This window comes from Mesorhizobium sp. B4-1-3, from assembly GCF_006439355.1.
Lineage (GTDB): Bacteria > Pseudomonadota > Alphaproteobacteria > Rhizobiales > Rhizobiaceae > Mesorhizobium.
This window is the reverse complement of sequence record NZ_VFTG01000005.1, coordinates 23,897-44,767: the sequence shown is the minus strand read 5'-3', so window position 1 is coordinate 44,767 and position 20,871 is coordinate 23,897. Positions and strand designations below refer to the sequence as shown.

Annotated in this window: 17 protein-coding genes and 1 pseudogene; 11 read left to right on the top strand and 7 right to left on the bottom strand. The window is 65.2% G+C overall.

Translation table 11 applies throughout. The features are described 5' to 3' along the window. The first annotated feature begins 75 nt into the window (after positions 1-75). The 6 genes from FJW06_RS09045 (at position 76) to FJW06_RS09020 (ending at position 9,475) form a co-directional block, all read left to right on the top strand. Positions 76-2,877 carry a [protein-PII] uridylyltransferase gene (locus tag FJW06_RS09045; RefSeq protein WP_140750741.1) on the top strand — a complete coding sequence of 934 codons (2,802 nt, stop codon included), beginning with the start codon at positions 76-78 and terminating at the stop codon, positions 2,875-2,877. Between the two features lie 40 nt (positions 2,878-2,917). After that, positions 2,918-4,522, top strand: coding sequence for a murein biosynthesis integral membrane protein MurJ (murJ, locus tag FJW06_RS09040; RefSeq protein WP_140750739.1), 1,605 nt, complete (start codon positions 2,918-2,920; stop codon positions 4,520-4,522). Between the two features lie 118 nt (positions 4,523-4,640). Then, positions 4,641-5,708, top strand: a complete 1,068-nt coding sequence (gene trpS / locus FJW06_RS09035; RefSeq protein ID WP_140750737.1) for a tryptophan--tRNA ligase — start codon at positions 4,641-4,643, stop codon at positions 5,706-5,708. Positions 5,709-5,806: 98 nt separating this feature from the next. Then, the gene (locus FJW06_RS09030) at positions 5,807-6,298 is read left to right on the top strand and encodes a universal stress protein (protein WP_140750735.1); all 492 of its coding nucleotides are present in this window, start codon (positions 5,807-5,809) and stop codon (positions 6,296-6,298) included. A 136-nt stretch (positions 6,299-6,434) separates the two neighbouring features. Continuing rightward, positions 6,435-8,759, top strand: a complete 2,325-nt coding sequence (locus tag FJW06_RS09025; RefSeq protein WP_140750733.1) for a glycogen debranching N-terminal domain-containing protein — start codon at positions 6,435-6,437, stop codon at positions 8,757-8,759. 146 nt (positions 8,760-8,905) lie between these two features. Further along, complete coding sequence (locus tag FJW06_RS09020) at positions 8,906-9,475, top strand: NifU family protein (RefSeq protein WP_140750731.1); 570 nt, start codon at positions 8,906-8,908, stop codon at positions 9,473-9,475. 193 nt (positions 9,476-9,668) lie between these two features. Here the strand turns inward: FJW06_RS09020 and FJW06_RS09015 are convergent, their stop codons facing one another. After that, complete coding sequence (locus FJW06_RS09015; protein ID WP_140750729.1) at positions 9,669-10,286, bottom strand: L,D-transpeptidase; 618 nt, start codon at positions 10,284-10,286, stop codon at positions 9,669-9,671. 226 nt (positions 10,287-10,512) lie between these two features. On the opposite strand from FJW06_RS09015, the gene cueR reads away from it, so the two are divergent. Beyond that, positions 10,513-10,902, top strand: a complete 390-nt coding sequence (cueR, locus tag FJW06_RS09010; RefSeq protein ID WP_140750727.1) for a Cu(I)-responsive transcriptional regulator — start codon at positions 10,513-10,515, stop codon at positions 10,900-10,902. A gap of 13 nt (positions 10,903-10,915) precedes the next feature. On the opposite strand, the gene FJW06_RS09005 is transcribed toward cueR, so the two are convergent. Further along, on the bottom strand, positions 10,916-11,386 hold the full coding sequence (locus FJW06_RS09005; protein WP_140750725.1) for a nucleoside deaminase: 471 nt from the start codon (positions 11,384-11,386) through the stop codon (positions 10,916-10,918). A gap of 39 nt (positions 11,387-11,425) precedes the next feature. Here FJW06_RS09005 and FJW06_RS09000 point away from each other — a divergent pair, with 39 nt between their 5' ends. After that, the gene (locus tag FJW06_RS09000; protein ID WP_140750723.1) at positions 11,426-11,761 is read left to right on the top strand and encodes a hypothetical protein; all 336 of its coding nucleotides are present in this window, start codon (positions 11,426-11,428) and stop codon (positions 11,759-11,761) included. Between the two features lie 106 nt (positions 11,762-11,867). Further along, positions 11,868-12,368 (top strand): MmcB family DNA repair protein, encoded by a 501-nt coding sequence (locus tag FJW06_RS08995; RefSeq protein ID WP_181178192.1) that lies wholly within the window; start codon positions 11,868-11,870, stop codon positions 12,366-12,368. 220 nt (positions 12,369-12,588) lie between these two features. Here FJW06_RS08995 and nhaA read toward each other — a convergent pair whose 3' ends face one another. From nhaA to FJW06_RS08965, 5 genes are all read right to left on the bottom strand, one after another. Then, complete coding sequence (nhaA, locus tag FJW06_RS08990) at positions 12,589-13,785, bottom strand: Na+/H+ antiporter NhaA (protein WP_140750719.1); 1,197 nt, start codon at positions 13,783-13,785, stop codon at positions 12,589-12,591. Positions 13,786-14,121: 336 nt separating this feature from the next. Beyond that, positions 14,122-14,685 (bottom strand): ActR/PrrA/RegA family redox response regulator transcription factor, encoded by a 564-nt coding sequence (locus tag FJW06_RS08980; protein WP_140750717.1) that lies wholly within the window; start codon positions 14,683-14,685, stop codon positions 14,122-14,124. A gap of 199 nt (positions 14,686-14,884) precedes the next feature. Then, positions 14,885-16,210: an ActS/PrrB/RegB family redox-sensitive histidine kinase gene (locus FJW06_RS08975; RefSeq protein WP_181178199.1), complete on the bottom strand. Its 1,326-nt coding sequence runs from the start codon at positions 16,208-16,210 to the stop codon at positions 14,885-14,887. Between the two features lie 102 nt (positions 16,211-16,312). Then, complete coding sequence (gene hrpB / locus FJW06_RS08970) at positions 16,313-18,775, bottom strand: ATP-dependent helicase HrpB (protein ID WP_140750713.1); 2,463 nt, start codon at positions 18,773-18,775, stop codon at positions 16,313-16,315. Positions 18,776-18,830: 55 nt separating this feature from the next. Further along, positions 18,831-19,721 carry a DMT family transporter gene (locus FJW06_RS08965; RefSeq protein ID WP_140750711.1) on the bottom strand — a complete coding sequence of 297 codons (891 nt, stop codon included), beginning with the start codon at positions 19,719-19,721 and terminating at the stop codon, positions 18,831-18,833. Positions 19,722-19,745: 24 nt separating this feature from the next. Here FJW06_RS08965 and FJW06_RS08960 point away from each other — a divergent pair, with 24 nt between their 5' ends. Together FJW06_RS08960 and FJW06_RS08955 are read left to right on the top strand one after the other, a co-directional pair. Continuing rightward, complete coding sequence (locus FJW06_RS08960; protein ID WP_140750709.1) at positions 19,746-20,444, top strand: PIG-L deacetylase family protein; 699 nt, start codon at positions 19,746-19,748, stop codon at positions 20,442-20,444. Between the two features lie 5 nt (positions 20,445-20,449). Next, positions 20,450-20,669: pseudogene (locus FJW06_RS08955) on the top strand (dihydroxyacetone kinase subunit DhaK); the annotation flags it as partial. Between the last annotated feature and the right edge of the window lie 202 nt (positions 20,670-20,871).

The window sequence follows — 20,871 nt, the reverse complement described above, 5'->3', positions numbered from 1 at the left end:
CGCCTCCGCGCTACGGCAATCGCGACCGCCAGCCCCATACACAGCGCCGCGAAAACAGGCTATAGACGCCGCCGAATGGCAAAGATCTCCCTGAAACTCGAAGAAATCATCGATGGCGACGCGCTGCGCCGCGACCTGACCGCGCTGACGGCGGCAAGCGCCGGCGACGGTTCGGGACCGGCGGTTCGCACCGCCGTCCTCCAATTGCTCAAAGGCAGGCTGGCGGAAGGACGCAAGATCGCCGAGGCCATGCTCAAGCAGGATGGCGGCGGCAATGCCTGCGCCGAACGGCTCTCGCATGTGATGGATGAGCTGATCCGGGCGCTCTATGATTTCGCCGCCACCCATGTCTACCGGGTCAAGAACCGGTCCGTAGCCGAGCGCATGGCGGTCGTGGCCGTCGGCGGCTACGGCCGCGGCACGCTGGCGCCGGGCTCCGACATCGACCTGCTTTTCCTCTTGCCCTACAAGCAGACGCCGTGGGGCGAGCAGATCGTCGAATACATGCTCTACATGCTGTGGGACATGGGGCTGAAGGTCGGCCATGCCACCCGCAACATCGAGGAGTGCCTGCGGCTCTCGCGCAGCGACATCACCATCCGCACCTCGATTCTCGAGGCGCGTTTCCTGTGGGGCGAACGCAAGCTCTATGACGAGCTGCTGACCCGCTTCGACCATGAGGTGGTGCGCACGACCGGGCCGGAATATGTGCAGGCAAAGCTTGCCGAGCGCGACGAGCGCCATGCCAAGGCCGGCGAAAGCCGCTATCTGGTCGAGCCCAACGTCAAGGACGGCAAGGGCGGGTTGCGCGACCTGCAGACGCTGTTCTGGATCGGCAAATACTTTTATCGCGTGCGCACCGGCGAGGAGCTCGTCGAGAAGGGCGTCTTCACCGACGCCGAATACCGCGAGTTCCAGAAGGCCGAGGACTTTTTGTGGGCTGTGCGCTGCCACATGCATTTCCTCACCGGCAAGGCGGAGGAGCGGCTGCATTTCGACATCCAGCGCGAGATCGCCGAACGGCTTGGCTACACGACGCATCCCGGCCTGTCGGCCGTCGAGCGCTTCATGAAGCACTATTTCCTCGTCGCCAAGGATGTCGGCGACCTAACCCGCATCTTCTGCGCCGCGCTCGAGGAAGAGCAGGCCAAGCATGTGCCCGGCTTCAACCGCATCTTCCTCACCTTCCAGCGGCGCAAGCGCAAACTTGCCGGCACGTCCGACTTCATCGTCGATAATCACCGCATCAACGTCGCCGACGACAGCGTCTTCGAGCGCGATCCGGTCAACCTGCTCAGGCTGTTCTGGTTCGCTGACAAGCACGGATTGGAGTTCCATCCCGATGCGCTGAAACTGCTCACCCGCTCACTCGGTCTGGTCAACAAGTCGCTCCGGCGCGACGAGGAAGCCAACCGGCTGTTCCTCGACATTCTGACCTCGGACCGCAACGCCGAGCTCAATCTAAGGCGCATGAACGAGGCGGGACTGCTCGGCAGGCTGATCCCCGACTTCGGCAAGATCGTCGCCATGATGCAGTTCTCGATGTACCACCACTATACGGTGGACGAGCACCTGATCCGCTGCATCGGCGTTTTGGCCGAGATCGAGCGCGGCGACGGCGCCAAGGTGCATCCGCTGTCGCATTCGCTGATGCCGGGGTTGAAGAAGAGCCGCGAGGCGCTCTATGTCGCCGTGCTCCTGCACGATATCGCCAAGGGCAGGCCTGAGGATCATTCCGAGGCCGGCGCCCGCATTGCCCGGCGTATCTGTCCGCATATGGGGCTGTCGGCGGCCGATACCGAGACCGTCGCCTGGCTGGTCGAGAACCACCTCGTCATGTCGATGACCGCGCAGACGCGCGACCTCAACGACCGCAAGACGATCGAGGATTTCGCCTCGATCGTGCAGTCGGTCGAGCGGCTGAAGCTGCTTTTGATCCTCACCGTCTGCGACATCCGCGGCGTCGGGCCGGGTGTGTGGAACGGCTGGAAGGGGCAATTGCTGCGCACGCTCTATTTCGAGACCGAACTGCTGCTTACCGGCGGGTTTTCGGAAGTCACGCGTGCCGAGCGTACGGCCGCAGCGCGCGAGCGTCTGGCGGAGGCGCTGGCCGCCTGGCCGGCCAAGGAGCGCAAGCGCTACATCGCGCAGCACTACGAGAACTATCTGCTGACCGTCGACCTGCCGGACCAGCTCCGCCATGCCGAATTCATCCGTGAGGCGGATGCGGCGGGCAAGAAACTCGCCACCATGGTCAAGACGCATGAGTTCGAGGCGGTGACGGAGATCACCGTGCTGGCGCCGGACCATCCGCGCCTGCTGTCGATCATCGCCGGAGCCTGTGCCGCGGCCGGCGGCAACATCGTCGACGCGCAGATATTCACCACGTCCGACGGACGCGCGCTGGACACCATCCTGATATCCCGGGAGTTCGACCTCGACGAGGACGAGCGGAGGCGCGCCGAGCGGGTCGGCCGGTTGATCGAGGACGTGCTTTCGGGCAAGAGCTGGCTGCCAGAGATGATCGAGAAGCGCACCAGGCCGAAGCGCGGCGCCAAGGCGTTCCGCATCCCGCCGCGCGCCGAGATCCGCAACACGCTGTCCAACCGCTTCTCGGTGATCGAGGTCGAGGGGCTGGACCGGCCGGGCCTGCTCTCCGAGATCACCGGCACGCTCTCGGACCTGTCGCTCGACATCGCCTCAGCGCATATCACCACCTTCGGCGAGAAGGTCATCGACACATTCTATGTCACCGACCTGACCGGCCAGAAGATCGACAGCCCGACGCGCACCGCCGCCATCCACAAGCGGCTGATCGATACGCTGGAAGGCAATTCGTCGGAACGCAACGGCAAGGCCAAGGCGGCGGCCGAGTGACCATCCAATTGACGCAATTTTTCTGGCAGTCGTTCCCAGCATGAGCCTCGTCAAGAAATTCGCCACCGTCGCTTCCGGCACGCTGATGAGCCGCGCACTGGGTTTCGGCCGCGAGATGCTGATGGCGGCGGCCCTCGGCACCGGGCCGGTCGCCGACGCCTTCAACGCCGCCTTCCAGTTCCCCAACACCTTCCGCCGGCTGTTCGCCGAAGGCGCCTTCAACGCCGCTTTCGTGCCGCTCTTCGCCAAGGAGATCGAGCAGCACGGCAATGAAGGCGCCAAGCGCTTCTCGGAGGAAGTGTTCGGCGTGCTGTTTTCGGCGCTTTTGGCGCTGACCATCGCGATGGAACTCGCGATGCCGCTCATCGTGCGCTACCTCGTGGCGCCGGGCTTCGCCGACATTCCGGGCAAGTTCGAGACGACTGTCACGCTTGCGACGATCATGTTCCCCTACCTGATCTGCATGTCGCTCGGAGCCATGATGGCGGGCATGCTGAACTCGCTGCGCCGCTATTTCGCGGCGGCGATCGCGCCCGCTTTCCTCAACATCATCCTGATCAGCGTGCTCGCCTATGCCTGGTACCATGGGCTCGACGCGCATGATGTCGGCTTCGGGCTCTCCTGGGGCGTGCTGGCGGCGGGCATCGTGCAGCTCGCCATCGTCTGGGTGGCAGTGCGCCATGCCGGCATCTCGATCGGCTTTCGCCGGCCGAAGATGACGCCGAACGTCAAGCGGCTGCTGATCCTGGCGCTGCCGGCGGCGATCACCGGCGGCATCACCCAGATCAACCAGTTGATCGGCACCGCCATCGCTTCGGCGCAGAACAGCGCCGTATCGTCGCTCGCCTATGCCGACCGCATCTACCAATTGCCGCTCGGCGTCGTCGGCGTGGCCGTCGCCATCGTGCTGTTGCCGGAACTGTCGCGGGCGTTGAAATCGGGCAATCTGGTCGAGGCCGCCAATCTGCAGAACCGCTCGGTCGAGTTCACCCTGTTCATGACGCTGCCGGCGGCGGCGGCGCTCTGGGTGATGTCGGAGCCGATCGTGCGGCTGGTCTATGAGCGCGGCGCGTTTGCCGCCAACCACTCGACGCCAATCGTCGCCTCGATTCTGGCGATCTTCGGCCTCGGCCTGCCGGCCTTCGTGCTGATCAAGGCCTTCACGCCAGGCTATTTCGCGCGCGAGGACACGCGCACGCCGATGATCTTCGCGGCCATTTCGGTCGGCGTGAACATCGCCACGGCGCTGACCCTGTTCCCGTCGATGGGCGCGCCGGGCATCGCGGTCGCCTCGGCCGTCGCCGGCTGGGTCAACGCGCTGATGCTGCTCGGCATGCTGATCAGGCGCGGCCATTGGGGCCGCGATGTCCCCTTGCTGAAGCGCATCCCAAGGCTGGTGCTGTCGGCGGTGATCATGGCCACGGCGCTTTATTTCGCGGAGCGCCACTTTGCCACGCAGATCGGACCGGGTTCACCGCTGGTGGTGAAGGCGACGACCGTGCTTGCATTGGTCGCCGGCGGTGCGGCGCTCTACTTCATCGCCGCCTTCGGCACGGGCGGCGCCGATTTCGGCATGGTCCGCCGGAACGTGAAACGGGGCACGGGCAAGAACACGGCCGCGCCGAAACCCAATCTCGACGAATAGTCAGCCCGACATCCAGCTATCGTCTCCACTTGCCCCCGCCGTTGCGTTGGTCCATAAGCCCGCCGTCGAAAGACTTTCGCCGCGCGCGAAACGGCCCTCCACAAGCCATGAGGAACTCATGTCCGCCTTCAAGCCACTCGTCTTTTCGGGCGTCCAGCCGACCGGCAATCTGCATCTCGGCAATTATCTCGGCGCCATCAAGAAATTCGTCGCCCTCCAGGAACAGTCCGACTGCATCTATTGCGTCGTCGACCTACATTCGCTGACGGCGCAGCTCGTCCATCAGGATCTGGGCGACCAGACGCGCTCGATCACCGCGGCGTTCCTCGCCTCGGGCATCGACCCGAAGAAGCACATCGTCTTCAACCAGTCGCGGGTCATCCAGCACGCCGAGCTTGCCTGGATATTCAACTGCGTGGCGCGTATCGGCTGGATGTACCGCATGACGCAGTTCAAGGACAAAGCCGGCAAGGACCGCGAGAACGCCTCGCTCGGCCTGCTCGCCTATCCGAGTCTGATGGCCGCCGACATCCTGCTCTACCGGGCCACCCATGTGCCGGTGGGCGAGGACCAGAAGCAGCATCTGGAGCTGACCCGCGACATCGCGCAAAAGTTCAACAACGACTTCTCCGAGAAGATTGCGGCACTTGGCGTCGGCATCGAAATGCAGGTCGGCGAAGAGACGGTGAACGGCTATTTCCCCATTACCGAACCGGTGATCGGCGGCCCTGCGGCGCGCATCATGAGCCTGCGCGACGGCTCCAAGAAAATGTCGAAGTCGGACCCGTCGGACCTGTCGCGCATCAACCTGACGGACGATGCGGACACCATCTCGAAGAAGATCCGCAAGGCCAAGACCGATCCGGAGGCCTTGCCGAGCGAGATCGACGGGCTGGAAAGCCGGCCCGAGGCGGAAAACCTCGTCGGCATCTATGCCGGCCTGGCGGAGATATCGAAGGAAGACGTGCTGAAGCAATATGGCGGCCAGCAGTTCTCCGTGTTCAAGCCGGCGCTTGCCGACCTTGCCGTGGAGAAGCTGGCGCCGATCGCTTCGGAGATGCGCCGCATCCAGGGCGACCGCGCCTATGTCGACGCCGTGCTCAAGGATGGCGGCGGCCGGGCCCGCGCGATCGCCGAGGGCACGATGAAGACGGTTCGCGATATCATCGGCCTGCTGCAGGACTGATCGAGCCGTCTTGCTGAATCATCGCCATGCCGGCCGGCGGCTTGCCGCCGGTCCGTGGCGGTGGCAGATTGCGGCTGAACCATACCGAGCAGATAGACATGGTCTCCAAACGCCTCAGCCGCGAAGCCGGCCATCGCCGCAAGTTCCTGGCGATCATCGACGACACGCCGGAATGCGAGCGCGCCGTCGCCTACGCCTCGAAGCGGGCGCAGCACACCGGCGGCGTGCTGGTGCTGCTCTATGTCATCGAGCCGGATGATTTCCAGCACTGGCTGGGCGTGGAAAAGATCATGCGCGAGGAAGCCAACGCGACGGCGCGCGGAGCACTCGACGGCTACGCCAGCAAGGTGCGTCAGAGCGTCGGCATCGAGCCGGAGCTGGTGGTGCGCGAGGGCAAGCCGACCGAAGAGATCCACAAGCTGATCGAGGAAGACCAGGACATCGCCATCCTGGTGCTGGCGGCCGGCGCCGGCAAGGAAGGTCCCGGACCGCTGGTCAGCGCGGTTGCCGGCCGCGGCGCGGCCTTTCCGATTCCGGTGACGGTGGTGCCGCAGAACCTGTCCGACGAAGAGATCGACAGCCTGGCCTGACTTCCGGAGACCTTCCGGCCGGCGCCGGGCTCCTCGCCCGCGGCGCATTTGCCAAGCCAATACAAAATAACGCTACCCTTGGCCGGCGTTTGCGGCGCACCATTTGGAATCATATGCGCATTCCAATGGAAGGCCGATGACCGAAACGGAACAAGGGGCAGGCCGACGCGAGCAATCGAGGGCGAAAGCCACGGGCGCCGGACCGCCGGCGCGGCCGCGCCCGCAGTCGGTACGGGCCCAGAAAAAAGCCCGGCAGACGCCGCATGCGCAGCAAGAGCGCAAGCATCGGGTGCTTACCAAGGGCCATCCGGCCATGGTCGACAGCATTGCCGGCGCGATCACTGTCAAAAGCCTCGATCTGTATTACGTCATCGCCGCCGATGCGCAGATACCCGTGAGCGACGGGCACGGCTTCGGGCTCTATTTTCATGACTGCCGGTTCATCGGAGGCTATCAGATGACCTTGGCCGGCCTGACGCCGGTCGTCCTGGCTTCGACCGCCCAGAAAGGGTACGCGGCGCTGTTCGAGCTGACCAATCCGGACCTGCACTCCAACAAGGATCGATTGATCCCCAAGGACGAACTCGGCATTCGCTGGGAGCGCATTCTCGACGCCGGACAGACATGCGTCAGGGAAGTCTTGACCATCCAGAACCTCGGACACGAGGCGCACGACTTTCCGCTGACCCTGCAGTTCGGCGCCGGCTTCGAGGACATCTTCAACGTCCGCGGGCTGGTGGAGCAGAATCTCGGCAGGACCGAACGGCCTGTCTGGCGGGATGGCAGGCTGCATTTCGCCTATCACGGCGCCGACCGGCTCCGCAGGATGGCGACGATCGCCTTCTTGCCCCGGCCTGACGCTACGCACAAGACGGCGGCCGAATTCCGGATCGACGTGCCTGCCGGGGCCACGCGAACCATCGCGGTGACCATCGCGTTGGAGGAACAGCCGGAAGACGCCGAGGCCGGGCAACTCACTCAGCGCCCGGCGGCCACGCTCGACAGCGTCGTTGCCGGCAAACTCCGGACGAACGCCGAAGAATGGCTGGAGCAGCATACGAAGCTCGACAGCGACAGCCCTCTGCTCGACAGCATCATGGAGAGATCCCTGCGCGATGTCGCGATGCTGCGTTCCGAATTGGGGAGCCGTGAATACTTTGCCGCCGGCGTGCCCTGGTTCGTTGCCCTGTTCGGGCGCGACAGCCTGATCGTCGCCCTGGAAATGCTGGCCTTCCAGCCGGAGATCGCCGCCCAGACGCTCCGCCTTCTCGCCAGCTATCAGGGAAGCCGGACGGATCGATGGCGGGAGGAGCAGCCCGGCAAGATCCTGCACGAACTGCGCGTCGGCGAGCTCGCGCGCGCCGGCGATATTCCTCATGCCAGATTCTACGGCACGGTGGACGCTACCCCGCTCTTCCTCTTGCTTCTCGGCCATCATCACGCCTGGACCGGAGATCTCGACCTGTTTCGCGAATTGCAGGCGCCGGTGGAAAAGGCGTTGGATTGGATCGCCAAGGCCGGAGACGATCACGGCGAGGGCTATCTGAAATACCGAAGCAGGTCCGCCGAAGGTCTCGTCAACCAGGGATGGAAGGACTCGGGCGACGCGATCGTGAGGGCCGACGGCAGCCTTGCCAGGCCGCCGATCGCCCTCGTCGAGGTGCAGGGCTATGTCTTTGCCGCCAAACAGGCCATCGCCGACCTTTATGAGCGCAGCGGCGAAGCTGGTCGCGCAAGACAGCTTCGCCAAGAGGCCGACAGGCTTCGAATACGCTTCAACCGCGACTTCTGGTGCGAGGACCAAGGGATCTTCGCCCTCGCGCTGGAAGCAAGAAGCCGCCCGGTCACGGTCGTTTCGTCGAACCCCGGACATGCTCTGTGGTGCGGTATCGCGGACCATGACAAGGGCCGCCGGTCTGTGGCGCGGCTGATGCGGGACGACATGTTCAACGGCTGGGGCGTGCGCACACTTGCCATCTCGGAAAGGCGCTACAATCCCGTCGGCTACCATCTCGGCACCGTCTGGCCGCACGACAATGCGCTGGTGGCGGCCGGTTGCCGAACTTATGGCGCGGACGACGCGGCATTGCGCATTTTCACGGGCATCGCCGAGGCCGCGATGCACTTTCGCCATCACAGATTGCCCGAAGCGATGGCGGGCTTTCCGCGCGCGGATTTCCAGGTGCCGGTGCACTATCCGGTGGCCTGCCACCCGCAGGCCTGGGCGGCCGGGGCAATACCCTTTCTGCTGACGGTGTGCCTTGGCCTGGAACCCGACGGTTTCGCGAACAAGCTGCGGATCACGCGGCCGCGCATGCCCGGTTTCGTCAACCGCATCGCTCTTCGCGGATTGCGTGTCGGCAAGGGCAGCGCCGATCTCGAATTCAGGCGAACGGACGACGGCGCCGAGGTCGATGTCCTGCAGACGAGTGGACAATTGACTGTTGAAGTCGGAGGATGAGGACTGCCACGGTTCGGACATCCCGCCATGGCAAAAACATTCCGCCAGCCAGCCGTTCCCAGCGACGCGTTTCGCTTGAATGTCCAGCCGATAGAGCCTATTTAGAATTATTCCAAACTATCGGCCCTGAGGGCCTGGAGATACCCATGTTCATTCAGACCGAATCGACGCCGAACCCGGCGACGCTGAAATTCCTGCCGGGCAAGGAAGTGCTGCGCGAAGGCACCGCCGATTTCCGTGACGCCGGCACAGCCGCCGAAGCTTCGCCGCTGGCCGGCCGACTGTTCGAGATCCCGGGCGTCACCGGCGTTTTCTTCGGCTATGACTTCATCACCGTGACCAAGGACGGCCCGGACTGGCAGCATCTGAAGCCGGCGATCCTCGGCGCCATCATGGAGCATTTCATGTCCGGCGCGCCGGTCATGGCCTCGGCCGCTCCGGCGAGCGAAGCCGGCGGGACCGACGAGTTCTACGACAAGGCTGACGAAGAGCTGGTGCTGACCATCAAGGAACTGCTCGACACGCGCGTGCGCCCGGCGGTCGCGCAGGACGGCGGCGACATCACCTTCCGCGGTTTCGAGAACGGCACTGTTTTCCTGCATATGAAGGGCGCCTGCGCCGGCTGCCCGTCGTCGACGGCGACGCTGAAGCACGGCATCCAGAACCTGCTTCGCCACTTCGTGCCGGAGGTGCAGCAGGTCGAGCAAGTCGCCTGAGAATCCAGTCCGCCGGCCGCATGGCGGCGGATCGAGTTCTGATCCAAACTCAAAAAACAAAAAACCGGGCCCCAACAGCCCGGTTTTCTGTTTTCAGGACGTCTTGTTGTTGCCTAGACGGTCCGCCTGCGAAACTTTTTAGTTGACCATGACCTTTTCCGAAAACCGGCTTCCACTTTCGGGATCGTGGTCCTTACATCACAATGACTTTGGCGCCGACCGACGTGCGGTCATAGAGGTCGATAATATCCTGGTTCATCAGGCGGATGCAGCCCGACGACATCGCTTTGCCGATCGAGAACCATTCCGGGCTGCCATGCAGGCGGTAGCCCATGTCGCCACCCTTGTTGAAGAGATACATGGCACGCGCGCCAAGCGGGTTCTTCAGGCCCGGTTCCATCCCGCCGGCGAACTTGGCAAGCTCGGGCTGGCGCTTGATCATCGGCGCCGGCGGCGTCCAGGTCGGCCATTCGCGCTTGAGCGCGATATGGGCGGTGCCGTGCCATTCAAAACCCTCGCGGCCGACGCCGATGCCGTAGCGCATCGCCATGCCGTCGCCCTCGATGAAATAGAGGAACTTGTTCTGCGTATCGACGATGATCGTGCCCGGCTTCTCCGAAGAGTCGTAGCGCACTTCCTGCCGATGATATTTGGCGGGCACCTTCTCGATCGGAATGCGCGGCAGCTGATAGCCGGCATCGGTCATCGCGCCATAGTTGTTGGTGAACATCTGCCCGCCGATGGTGCTGCACCCGCTGATCGCGGTCGACAGCGCAAGAGCGGCGAGGATTGCAAATGACTTCAAGCGCATGAAAAGGTCCGATGCCCCGCCTGGATGCCAGCGGCACGAGTCCGCCGCTTTGTTGTCATCATTCATGCTGGCATTTCTTTTGCTTGCCAAGCGCGCACTGCCTATATGCAGGAGCTTACACGCCGGTAAGTGCCGAACTGCGGCATTTTCGCAACAGGCCTCACAGGATTGTGAAGCAAAATCAATGAGGCGGCTCATGGAGCCGCCTGGAGCCAAGGAGAGCGCCATGAATGTCGGTGATGCCGCCGAGCGTTCCGGCCTGCCGGCCAAGACGATCCGCTACTATGAGGAGATCGGCCTGATTCGTCCGGCGCGGGCCGAGAACGGCTATCGCGATTATTCCGGCGAGGACATCCACCGGCTGGCCTTCCTGCGCCGCGCCCGCAATCTCGGCTTCTCAATCGACGATTGCAGGCAGCTTATGGCGCTCTATCAAGACCGCGACCGCGCCAGCCACGACGTGCGCGAGATCGCCGCCGCCCATGTCAGGGCGATCGAGGACAAGGTGCGCGAATTGCAGTCGATGCGCTCGACGCTGCAAAAGCTGATCCACGCCTGCCACGGCGACGACCGTCCGGACTGCCCCATCCTGGACGACATGGCGGGTGCGGCCTGAGGGCGGAGTTCTGTCAGCGCTTCCAGAAATCGCGGTGCGGGGCGAGCATCTCGTCCGCGATTTCGGGAAAAGGGCCGAACACCTCGATCTTCTTCTGGCCGGAGGCGAGGACGGTGCGCGAGGCGAGGTTCATCGTCGGATTCTCCTCATGATCGCCGGTGAGCGCCAGGAGATCCGTCTCCTCGACCCCATAGACCAGGCACCCGATATTCGCCCAATACATCGTGCCGGCGCACATCGCGCACGGCTCGAAGGTCGAGACCAGCGTGCATTGCCACAGGAACTCCGGCTCGTAGGCCGCCGCGGCGCGGCGGGCGAGCTCGGTCTCGGCATGGCGCACCGTGTCGAGATTGCCCTGCCGCATCAAAACGCGATCGTCCGGCCCGACCAGCACGCAGCCGAACGGATGATGCCCATGCGCCGCCGCCTCGCGCGCGACGGCATCGGCGGACCTGAGATGGGCGAGTATCTGGTCGCGGGTCATTGGGGAAATCCTCTTACGGCGAGATTGCTGCCGAGGGATATGATTGGCAAGACCTGGTCTTCTCCGCACCACGGCCAGGCATCCCGCTTGGCTTTACGCTCCACGCATTTCCGGTTTGGTGCTATCTTGGCGATCGCGCACGCCGAGATTGCCATGGGTCTCCAGGAAGACATCGAACGGGTCGAGCAGCACATCCGAGAGATCGAACAGCGGATCGAGCGCCAGCGCGCGGTCATCGCCCAGGCGGAAGAAAACGGCCTGCCGACAGACGGCCCGAGCAACTTCCTGTGGTTTCTGAGAGAAGCGTTGAGCCTGAGCCGCGACCACCTGGCCAGACTCCTGGCGGACGAGTTTCGGGCGGGGGATTCGCAGTAGCGGGCGTAGTCGTAGACATCTGCCACCTACCGTGGAAGGACCGGCCAGATAATCGCCCCACTTGCAAGGGTTCAAACCGTGAACAAAATCTGGCATGGTGCCTTCCATGCCACTCGTTTCCCCGATTCCCCTCAACCGTTTGATCGACGGTCGTCAGTCCGAGCGCGCCATGCTGGTGCGGCGCGGCGTGCAGCGGCTGCTTGCCGAAATGGGCGCGCATGTGCTGCCGGAGCTGTCGCTCGCCACCGGCCGGCGCGCCGATCTCGTCGCGCTGACCAGGCAGGGCGACATCTGGATCATCGAGATCAAATCCTCGGTCGAGGATTTCAGAGTCGACCGCAAATGGCCGGACTATCGGCTGCATTCGGACCGCTTCTTCTTCGCCACTCATCCCGGCGTGCCGCCTGACATCTTTCCCGAGGAATGCGGCTTCATCCTCTCCGACGGCTATGGCGCCGAGATCCTGCGCGATGCGCCTGAGCATCGCATGGCGGCCGCGACGCGCAAGGCGCTGATGCTGCGGATCGCCCGCGCGGGCGCCGCGCGGCTCTTGGCAGCCGAGCTTGCCGGCGTCGCCGTGCCGGCGCTGGACGGCGAGAGCGAGTAGGGCTGTTTCCTCGCCCCACGAAGTGGGGAGAGGTGTCCCGGCGCAGCCGGGACGGAGAGGGCCAGCGCGACGCTCGGCGGTTGTTCGGATTGCGATTGCCTTGTGCCTTGTTCTGCATCGGCTTTGGCTTGACAGAGGGCGCCCCCCGCTCCGTCCCGGCTCCGCCGGGCCACCTCTCCCCTGCTTTCGCGGGGGCGAGGAAATGGCGTCGCGGCTTAGCCTACTCCACTTCTTCCTCAACTCCACCCTTGGCCGGCGCGGTGAGCAGGACCGCCGCGCCCAGCAGCGCGGCAGCCAGCGAGCCGGCGAGGATGCCGACCTTCACCGCGTCCTGGAGCGCCGGATCGCTGGCGAAGGCGAGCAGGCCGATGAACAGGCTCATGGTGAAGCCGATGCCGCAAAGCAGCGAAATGCCCAGCATATGCAGCCAGCCGGCATTGGCCGGCAGGTCGGCGAGGCCGAAGCGGATGGCCAGCGCCGAGGAGCCGAAAACGCCGACCAGCTTGCCGAGAACCAGGCCGGCGGCGACGCCCAGCGTCAGCGGCTCGACAAGGGAGGCAAGGCTTAAGCCTCCGAGCGAGACGCCGGCATTGGCGAAGCCGAAGATCGGGATGACGAGGAAAGGCACGAGCTTGTGCAGGCCGTGTTCCAGCCGGTGCAGCGGCGAATGTTCGGTATCGCGGCTGGAGCCGGGAAAGCGCTCCAGCGGGATGGTGAGCGCCAGCGCGACGCCGGCAAGCGTGGCATGCACGCCCGATTTCAGCACCAGCACCCACAAGAGGACGCCAAGCAGGAGATACGGCCAGAGTTTCATGGCCCGCATGCGGTTGAGCAGGACGAGCAAGGCGATGACGACGAAGGCGGCGGCCAGATAAGCGAGCGACAGGCCGCTGGTGTAGAACAGCGCGATGATGACGACGGCGCCGAGATCGTCGATGATGGCAAGCGCGGTGAGGAAGACCTTCAGCGAGGCGGGCACGCGGCTGCCGAGCAGCGAAAGCACGCCGAGCGCGAAGGCGATGTCGGTGGCGGTGGGGATCGCCCAGCCGGAGAGCGCCGCCTGATTGTCGCGGTTGATCAGGATATAGACCAGCGCCGGCACCGCCATGCCGCCGGCGGCGGCAATGCCCGGCAGCACGCGACGCGGCCAGGTCGAAAGCTGTCCGTCCAGCGTCTCGCGCTTGATCTCCAGCCCGACCAGCAGGAAGAACACCGCCATCAGCCCGTCATTGATCCAGTGCGAGACGCTGAGCGGCCCGAGGTAGGCGTGCAGGACGGCGAAATAGGTCTCGGCCAAAGGCGAATTGGCGACGATCAGCGCAAGGGCCGCGGCCACCATCAGGATAATGCCGCCGGCGGCCTCGCCGTCGAGGAACTCGCGCAGGATCGATTTCGGCCGTTGATCCAAAGCCTGCATTTCGACTCCTCACTTCCCTTTCGGCGGCGCGATGATGCGCAAACTTCAACGGGCGGGCAAGCGTCACAATTTTGCGAACGCCGGCGCCGCCCCTCATCTGCCTGCCGGCATCTTCTCCCCGCGAAACGGGGAGAAGACTGCTCTCGCGCAGGACTTCGCTAATCTCCGGCGGCGTAAGGGAGCCAGCGTTGCGGGCAGCCCCTTCTCCCCGTCACTATACGGGAGAAGTGCCCGGCAGGGCGATGAGGGGCAGCGCTGACTTCGATGGTTTAGGTCTTCGCTGCCAACCGGGCCCCAGGTCGGCCGAAGCGCGTTATGCAGTACGTCCAGCGGCCCTCAACGCGGCGCCCGTTTTGCCAGTATCCGCTGCAGGGTCCGGCGGTGCATGTTCAGCCGGCGCGCCGTCTCGGAAACGTTGCGGTCGCACATTTCGTAGACGCGCTGGATGTGCTCCCAACGCACGCGATCGGCCGACATCGGGTTTTCCGGCGGCGCCGCGCGCTCGCCGGAGGTGCGGGTGAGCGCGGCGAAGACGTCGTCGGCATCGGCGGGCTTGGAAAGATAGTCGACGGCGCCGAGCTTCACCGCCGTCACCGCGGTGGCGATGTTGCCGTAGCCGGTCAGGATGATGGCGCGGGCGTCCTCGCGCTTCTCGCGGATGGCGGCAACGACATCGAGGCCGTTGCCGTCGCCGAGCCGCATGTCGACCACCGCATAGGCCGGCGGATGAGCGCGCGCCTTGGCGACCGCCTCTTCCACGCTCTCCGCCGTCTCGACCACGAAGCCCCTTATTTCCATGGCTCGGGCAAGCCGGGTGAGGAACGGCTTATCGTCCTCGACGATGAGCAGCGAGGTGTCCTCGCCCTCGACCATGGCGCCAGTCGTTTCGTCTCCGCTCATCTTATCGTCCTATCGACCAAAAGCGCACCCATCGAAACGAATTCCAGCGAAGGCGCTTGAAGCCCATGTTTTCGGGCACGCCGCTTTTCCAGACACAATTTTGGGCGACATGCTTCACTTTTACGCAGATACAGTCCCGCAAGGGCAATGTCCAATTTTTAGAGCCGGCAACAGAGCTGCCATGCGACAACTGCAGGGTTCAGGCGTTGTCGAACATGGTGGCCGAGGCTTGTTCCTGGTTGAGGAAGAGGCCGCGTGGCCAGGATATCTGCACCACCGCGCCTTCGCCGAGCCCGCTTGAATTACGGAAATCGATGGTGGCGCCGGAACGCTCCAGCAAGGTCTTGGCGATGAACAGCCCGAGCCCCAGGCCGCCGCCGGCCTCGGTGCCCTGGCGCGTCGACATATAGGGCTCGCCGATACGATCGATGATCTCGGCCGGGAACCCCGGTCCGTCATCGGTGATGGAGAAGGTGACCGCCTCATTGTCCCAGCTCCAGCTGACGGTGACGGACTTGCGGGCGAAATCGACGGCATTCTCAACCAGATTGCCAAGCCCGTAGATGACGCCCGGGTTGCGCCGCCCGACCGGCTCCGGGCCGACGCGCTCGCCGGGCTGCAGCCGGATCGAGATGCCGAAATCGCGATGCGGCGCCGTCACCTCCTCGATCAGCGAGGTGAGCGGCATGCGCGACAGATGCGCCTCGCCTTCCGAGGAAAGGCTGGTCAGCCGCTTCAGGATCTCGCGGCAACGCTCGCTCTGCGAGCGCAGGAGCTTGACGTCCTCGCCATATTTCGGGTCCTTGCCGAGCGCCCTCTCCATCTCCTTGGCGACGACGGTGATGGTGGCCAGCGGCGTGCCGAGCTCGTGCGCGGCAGCGGCGGCCAGCCCGTCCAGTGCCGACAGATGCTGCTCGCGCTGCAGCACCAACTCGGTGGCGGCAAGCGCGTTGGCGAGCAGTCGCGCTTCCGCGGCGACACGGAAGGCATAGATGGCGGTGAAAGCGATCGAGGCGAAGACCGCCATCCACATGCCGGCGACATAGATGAAGGGCATCGGCAGCGGCGATCCCTCATACCAGGGCAGCGGCAGGTGAAAGAACACCAGCAACGTGGCTGCCACCATGACCAGCGCGCCGAGGATCGCGGTGAACCGCAGCGGCAGCGAGGCGGCCGAGATGACGACCGGGACGGAGAGCAGCACGCAAAACGGGTTGGTCAGGCCGCCGGTCATGTAGAGCAGGCCGGTGAGCTGGATGCCGTCGAAGGTGAGGATCGCGAAGGCTGCGAGCGGGGTGAGCCGATGCGCGGCCGGATAGCGGAAGGTGAGCCATAGATTCATCCAGGCCGACAAGGCGATGAGCGCAAAGCACATCGACACCGGAAGCGGGAATTTCAGGCCGTAGGCGACGACCAGCACCGTCAGGCTCTGGCCGACGATCGCCAGCCAGCGCAGCCGGATCAGCGTGTTGAGCCGCAGCCGCTGGCTTTGCTGGGAATCGGGCGCGCGCAGGATGTTGATCATCGCCAAGAATTACAACTGGCCGCGGCGAAACGATAGAGCACCGTCTTTGCCTGATGCATGTCGTTGTCCCAAAACCTCTGCGCACTTTTGGGCGACATGCATTTACGTCCCACGCGGCTTGGCGCGGCTGGTGGCAGCGGCCAGCAGCGGGTTTTCCGGCCAGACATGTCTTGGATAGCGGCCGCGCATCTCGGCGCGCACATCCGCCCAGGAGCCGAGCCAGAAGCCGGGGAGGTCACGCGTCGTCTGGATCGGGCGGTGCGCCGGCGACAGCAATTCCAGCGTCAGCGGCACGGTGCCGCCCGCGATCGCCGGATGACGGTCGAGGCCGAACAGCTCCTGCACGCGGATCGCCAATACCGGCCATTCGCCGTCATAGCGGATCGGCACGTGGCTGCCCGACGGCGCGTCGAAATGGGTCGGCGCCAGCGCGTCGACCTTGTGCTGCAGGTCATGCGGAACCAGCGCCATGAGCGCCGAGGACAAGGTCGCCGGCTTGATGGCCGCGAAGGAGGCGTCACCCGCGAGAAACGGCAAAAGCCAATCGTCGAGCCGATCCAGAAGCGCGGCATCGGAGACGTCCGGCCAGGGCGCGCCGAGGCCGCGATGCAGCCAGCCGAGCCGTTGGCGGAGCGCCTCCGCCTCCTTCCCCCAATCGAGCAGCGACAGGCCGTGCTGGCGCAAGGCATCGAGGATGGCCTGATCGGCGTCGGCGCCGGACGGCGCGGGCAACATGCGCTCGGAAAGCGTGATGGCGCCGAGCCTCGCGGTCTCGCGCATGCGCACGGCGCGGCGCTCGCGGTCGAAGCTCGTCTCGCGCTTCGTCTCGATGCGGTCGGCAAGGGCGGCGCGGATGTCGGCTTCGCCGACCGGCGCGGCGGCGGTGATGCGGGCGTTCTGCGCCTTGCCTTGCAGGTCGGCGACCACGAGCCAGGTTTCATTAGCGAGCGGGTCGGCGGCATCGACCATGGCGCCGGAGCCATTGGCGAGCACGAAACGACCGCGTCCGCCGCGCGCCCTTGCCACGCGATCGGGCCAGGCATGGATGAGGAGCGAGCCGGCGGAGGCCGCCTCGCCGCCCTGCCCGCCACCGGCCTGCCTGGCCAAACGCTCGGCGAGCTGCCTGGCGGCGTTGGCGCGAGGGGATTTCTCGCCGCCAAACCGGATCAGCCGCCGCTCCAGGTCGGCGCTGTCGCCGCCCAGCCCGCGCTCGGTCAAAAGCACGGCGAGCGTCGCCGCTTCGAGGGCGCGGCCGGTCTTCGCCGCTTCGGCCACCATATGCGCGAGCCGCACCGGCAGCGCCAGCTTGCGCATGGCGGCGCCAGCCTCGGTCAGTCGACCGGCATCGTCGATAGCGTGCAGCGCCTTGAGCAGCATCCTCGCCTCATTGAGCGCTGGGGCCGGCGGCGGATCGAGGAAAGAGAGGCTCGACGGATCGGCGACGCCGAAGGCGGCACAGTCGAGCAGCAGGCCGGACAGATCGGCCTCGAGGATTTCCGGCGGCGTGAAGGCGGGAAGCGACGCGGTCTGCTCGGCACGCCACAGGCGCACCCCCACGCCTGCCTGCGTGCGGCCGGCGCGGCCGGCGCGCTGATCGGCCGAAGCCTTGCTGACGCGCACCGTCTCGAGCCTGGTCAGGCCGCTCGCCGGCTCGTAGCGCGGCAGCCGCGACAGGCCGGAATCGATGACGACGCGCACGCCGTCGATGGTGATTGAAGTCTCGGCGATCGAGGTCGCCAGCACCACCTTGCGGCGGCCGGCCGGCGCCGGCCTGATCGCCTGGTCCTGCGCCTTATTGTCGAGCTGGCCGTAGAGCGGAACGATGTCGGTGTCAGCGGCGACATTGCCCTGAAGCCGCTCGGCGGTGCGCTCGATCTCGCGCTGGCCGGGCAGGAAGGCAAGGACGCTGCCCTGCTCGCCGGCCAGGGCCGCGCGCACGGCTTTGGCCATGGCGTCCTCGATCGCCGTGCCTGCCGGTCGCTCGTCGTAGCGGATCTCGACCGGATAGGCGCGGCCCTCGCTTTCAATCACCGGCGCCTCCAGTAAAAGGTTCGCCACGCGCGCGCCGTCGAGCGTCGCCGACATGACCAGCAGACGCAGGTCCGGACGCAGCGCCCCCTGCACGTCGAGCGCCAGCGCCAGGCCGAAATCGCCGTCCAGGGAACGCTCGTGGAATTCGTCGAAGATCACCGCCGAGACGCCGGGCAATTCCGGGTCGTCGAGGATCATGCGCGAGAGCACGCCTTCGGTAACGACCAGGATCTTTGTTCGCGCCGAGGTCCGGTTCTCCATGCGCATGGCGTAGCCCACCGTGCCACCCGGCTCCTCGCCCAGCAATTCGGCCATGCGGCGGGCGGCGGCGCGGGCGGCGAGCCGGCGCGGCTCGAGCAGCACGATCCGGCCTTCACCGAGCCAAGGCGCGTCGAGCAGCGCCAGCGGCACAAGCGTCGTCTTGCCGGCGCCCGGCGGCGCCACCAGCACGGCGCTGTTGCGCCGCGAGAGCGCTTCGCCGAGTGCCGGCAGCACGGCCGTGACCGGAAGCTCCGGCAAGGGTTTCGTCGTCATTTTGCCCGCATACCAACGGTCGCGGTCGCCGTGCAACGTGTCGGGCCCATGCCGGTCAAAGCCGGGCACGCGTAAACGGGTTCCAGCGCACGGTGCCAAGCCGCACTTCCTCGCGCACCATGGTGAGGAGGCCAGAGGCGCCGACGACAGCAAGGCCGACCAGTGTCATCGCGTCGGGATATTCGCTGAAGAACATCGCACCGAGGATGACCGCCCAGACGATCTGCGAATAGTGCGTCGGGGCGATGCGATTGGCCGGCGCGTATTTGGCCGCCAGGAGATGCAGCAATTGGCCGCCGGCGGTGAACAGGCCGCCCAGGACCAGCCAGCCCAGTTGCCACAGATTGGGAAGCGTAAATGACGTCGCGACCGCGCCGGCCCCGTTGAAGAGCAAGCCATAGCCGATCAGCGAGCCCAACATGGTCGTGCGCTTTTCCTGCTGGGCAAGCGAGCGCATCAGGATGACGATGGTTGCCGCGACGAAGGCGTTGGCGAAGGCGGCGAGATGGCCAAGATGCAATTCGCGGAAGCCCGGCCGCACCACCAGCATGACACCGGCAAAGCCGGCGATCACGGCAAGCCACCGCCAGGGACCGACCTCCTCCTTCAGGATGATGGTCGAAAGCACGGTGACGAGCAACGGGGCGAGGAAGAGCAGCGCGTAAACCTCCGCCAGCGGAATGGTGGTGAAGGCATAGACGCTGAGCACGCCCGACGCGATGCCGGCCCAAGCGCGTGCCTGTACGGCCCAGGGCCGTCTGGTGCGCCAGAAATCGCGCCAGCGCTCCTCCTTTGGCCGGGCAAAGAAGAGGAAACAACCGGCAAACAAGGTCATGAAGAAGCCGATCTCGAAGACGGTGAACTGCCCACCCAGACCCTTGATGACGGCGTCGCTGAACGAATAGTTTGCGTAAGCGAGAAGGGCGAGCAGGATTCCGTTCGGCACGATACCATTTTCCGGGAGAAAGACGTGAAGATACTGGCGCTGGGGGCACATCCCGACGATATCGAGATATTCATGTTCGGTACGCTGGCCGCCTATGTCGCGCAAGGCGCAGAACTGACTTTCGCCATAGCCACCGATGGTGCCAGAGGCGGCATGGGAGACCCCAAGGCGCTTGCCCGCTTGCGGCGCAAGGAAGCGACCACGGCGGCAGGCCTCCTCGGCGTCGAACCACGCTTCCTCGACTTTCCCGACGGGGAGCTCGTCGCCGATGCCGCGTTCATTTCGGCGCTGAAGACACTGATGGGCGAGGTGAAGCCCGACCTCGCCGTCACCCATGCGCCTTACGATTATCATTGCGACCACCGCGCCCTGTCTGACGGCGTGCGGCTCGCCGCATCCTTCGCGGTGCCGGTGCTGCATGCCGACACGCTCGGCGGCACCGGTTTTTCGCCGACGCACTATGTCGAGATCTCGCAGCATTGGGACATCAAGGCGAAAGCGATTCGGGCGCACCGATCGCAAGGTCCCGAGCATTATGTGCACAGGGCGCGCCTCCAGAACGAGTTTCGCGCCGGACAGTGCAACGGCGCCTCCGGCGCGCTGGCGGAAGCCTTCCGCTTCGAGCCGACTTTCCCCTTCGCCGACATACGCGCGCTCCTGCCGCCGGCGCCGGCGATCCGGCCGGTGACGGTGAGTCCGGGACCCGCTAGCACGGCCAGCTGACGTCCTTCGGCGGCACGCCGTCGATGGAGCTCTATCTGATGTACAACAGCGCGCGCAGGATGTTCGAGAAACAGGGCGTGACGGTAATCCGCTCGCTCGTCGGGGTCCTATGTGACCTCGCTCGACATGGCGGGATGCTCGATCACGCTGACCGTGCTGGATGACGACGCGTCAGCATTTTGGGACGCGCCGGTACACACGGCGGCGCTGCGCTGGGGCATCTAGTGGCGCAAGCGAAAGCTGCGAACCTGGCTTAGACCGGCTTCGAGGTAGCAGCTACCACGGTGGACAGCTTACCCGCCTTGCGCAGAACTGGCGCTTGATATTGCTTCTTGGTCATTTTCATGCCTCCGACTCCTGGTTGTGAGAATGCGGCAAAGCTATTCACACTGTCAATTCATGCGCGGGATTCGTCCTCGCGTTGCTG

Coding starts and splice junctions, on each gene's coding strand:
- FJW06_RS09045 (WP_140750741.1), top strand. CDS start 76: ATGGCAAAGATCTCCCTGAAACTCGAAGAAATCATCGATGGCGACGCG.
- murJ (WP_140750739.1), top strand. CDS start 2,918: ATGAGCCTCGTCAAGAAATTCGCCACCGTCGCTTCCGGCACGCTGATG.
- trpS (WP_140750737.1), top strand. CDS start 4,641: ATGTCCGCCTTCAAGCCACTCGTCTTTTCGGGCGTCCAGCCGACCGGC.
- FJW06_RS09030 (WP_140750735.1), top strand. CDS start 5,807: ATGGTCTCCAAACGCCTCAGCCGCGAAGCCGGCCATCGCCGCAAGTTC.
- FJW06_RS09025 (WP_140750733.1), top strand. CDS start 6,435: ATGACCGAAACGGAACAAGGGGCAGGCCGACGCGAGCAATCGAGGGCG.
- FJW06_RS09020 (WP_140750731.1), top strand. CDS start 8,906: ATGTTCATTCAGACCGAATCGACGCCGAACCCGGCGACGCTGAAATTC.
- FJW06_RS09015 (WP_140750729.1), bottom strand. CDS start 10,286: ATGCGCTTGAAGTCATTTGCAATCCTCGCCGCTCTTGCGCTGTCGACC.
- cueR (WP_140750727.1), top strand. CDS start 10,513: ATGAATGTCGGTGATGCCGCCGAGCGTTCCGGCCTGCCGGCCAAGACG.
- FJW06_RS09005 (WP_140750725.1), bottom strand. CDS start 11,386: ATGACCCGCGACCAGATACTCGCCCATCTCAGGTCCGCCGATGCCGTC.
- FJW06_RS09000 (WP_140750723.1), top strand. CDS start 11,426: ATGATTGGCAAGACCTGGTCTTCTCCGCACCACGGCCAGGCATCCCGC.
- FJW06_RS08995 (WP_181178192.1), top strand. CDS start 11,868: ATGCCACTCGTTTCCCCGATTCCCCTCAACCGTTTGATCGACGGTCGT.
- nhaA (WP_140750719.1), bottom strand. CDS start 13,785: ATGCAGGCTTTGGATCAACGGCCGAAATCGATCCTGCGCGAGTTCCTC.
- FJW06_RS08980 (WP_140750717.1), bottom strand. CDS start 14,685: ATGAGCGGAGACGAAACGACTGGCGCCATGGTCGAGGGCGAGGACACC.
- FJW06_RS08975 (WP_181178199.1), bottom strand. CDS start 16,210: ATGATCAACATCCTGCGCGCGCCCGATTCCCAGCAAAGCCAGCGGCTG.
- hrpB (WP_140750713.1), bottom strand. CDS start 18,775: ATGACGACGAAACCCTTGCCGGAGCTTCCGGTCACGGCCGTGCTGCCG.